Below are 1838 nucleotides of genomic sequence, written 5' to 3'. Positions count from 1 at the left end.
GTCCCGCCACGAGGCGGGCGGCGGCCACCGGATCGAGCGGGCCGGCCTCGCCCGCGGACGGGCAGTCGTCGACCAGGACACACGCCCCGCAGGCCGCGGTCCTCGCGTGACACACCCGTCGGCCGTGGAAGATGATCCGGTGACTGGCGTCGGTCCATTCCGCGCGCGGGAGCAGCCGCGCCACCTCCCGCTCGATGCGGACCGGGTCGGTGGCCTCGGTCCACTTCCAGCGCGCGACCAGGCGCATGAAATGCGTGTCCACCGTCAGCCCGGGCACGCCGAACGCGTTACCGAGCACCACGTTGGCCGTCTTCCGCCCGAACCCGGGGAGGGTGACCAGGTCCTCGAGCCGCCGCGGCACCTCGCCGTCGTACTTCTCCACCAGCGCCGCGCCCAGACCCTGGATGCTGCGTGCCTTGTTGCGGTAGAAACCGGTCGGACGGATCAGCGCCTCCAGCTCCTCGCGGTCCGCGCCCGCGTAGTCCGCGGCCGTGCGGTACCGCGCGAACAGGGCGGGCGTGACCTCGTTGACCCGCTTGTCCGTGCACTGCGCGGACAGGATCGTCGCGACGCTCAGCTCCAGCGGGTCGCGGAAGTCCAACTCGCAGTAGACGTGCGGGAACGCGCTCTCGAGGGTGCGGAGCATGCGCCTGGCGCGGCGGGTGCGCCCGAGGTCGGTTTCCACCCCCCTCGCGGCCACCCCTCGTCTGCGGCGCTTCGTGGAAGCTGGAGCGGGGTCGGGCATGAGTCCACATTACGGCCCGGACCACCCTCGGGTGCGCCGGGCCGCGCGTGCGAGCCGGCCCGCGGGGGTGTTTACTCGGGGTCATGCAGGGAATCCTCGTCGTCCTGGTCCCGGTCCTCCTCGCCGGCTTCGCCCTCCTGATGGACAAGTTCGAGGCCGCCATCCTGGCCGAGCCGGAGAAGATCGAGACCTGACCCACCCCGGTCGCCGCGCGTTGGTCACACCTGGGGCACCGGAACGGCTACAGTGGCTTTCGCCACACGCACGCCATGGCGCGGACCTCGCTCGTCCGCGCCCGAACGGGAGGGTCACAGACTGTGACGATAGATCGCCGCACGGACCAGTCTGCCGACGACGTACTCACCCGGGCCGGCATCTTCCAGGGTGTCGAGCCCGCGGCCGTCTCGGCGCTGCGTGCCGACCTGACCCGCGAGGAGTACTCGAAGGGTGATGTGATCATCCGCGAGGGCGAGCAGGGCGACAGCCTGTACATCGTCACCTCCGGCAAGGTGAAGCTCTCCCGCAAGGCCCCCGACGGCCGCGAGAACCTGCTGTCGATCCTCGGCCCGTCGGACATGTTCGGCGAGCTGTCCATCTTCGACCCGGGCCCGCGGACCTCCTCGGCGGTCTGCGTCACCGACGTCTCCGTCCAGGCCATGGACCGCTCCGCGCTCAAGCGGTGGATCTCCGAGCGTCCCGAGATCTCCGATCAGTTGCTCCGCGTGCTGGCCCGCCGCCTGCGCCGCACCAACAACAACCTGGCCGACCTCATCTTCACCGACGTCCCCGGTCGCGTGGCCAAGGCGCTGCTGCAGCTGGCCCAGCGCTTCGGCACCCAGGAGGGCGCCAACATCCGCGTGACGCACGACCTCACGCAGGAGGAGATCGCCCAGCTGGTCGGCGCGTCCCGCGAGACCGTCAACAAGGCCCTGGCCGAGTTCGCTCACCGCGGCTGGCTGCGGCTCGAGGGCAAGAGCGTCATCATCTCCGACACCGAGCGCCTGGCCCGCCGCGCCCGCTGAGCTGAGCCCCGCCGGCCCCGTCGGCCCCGTCGACCCGGCCGACCTCGTCGACAAGAGCGTTCCGCACACAT

General features: G+C 71.2%; 2 protein-coding genes. One reads left to right on the top strand and one right to left on the bottom strand.

The genetic code is table 11. The features are described 5' to 3' along the window. The coding region (gene nth / locus G6021_RS06990; RefSeq protein ID WP_182640930.1) for an endonuclease III at positions 1-745 on the bottom strand (745 nt) is incomplete at its 3' end. 317 nt (positions 746-1062) lie between these two features. Between nth and G6021_RS06985 the strand changes: the two genes are divergently transcribed. Then, positions 1063-1767, top strand: a complete 705-nt coding sequence (locus G6021_RS06985; RefSeq protein WP_179524412.1) for a Crp/Fnr family transcriptional regulator — start codon at positions 1063-1065, stop codon at positions 1765-1767. Positions 1768-1838: the final 71 nt, after the last annotated feature.

Origin of the sequence: Dietzia sp. CW19 (assembly GCF_014145265.1) — a bacterium.
Lineage (GTDB): Bacteria > Actinomycetota > Actinomycetes > Mycobacteriales > Mycobacteriaceae > Dietzia > Dietzia natronolimnaea.
Note: the sequence above shows the minus strand (reverse complement) of the source record. Positions and strands in the feature narration are given on the sequence as shown.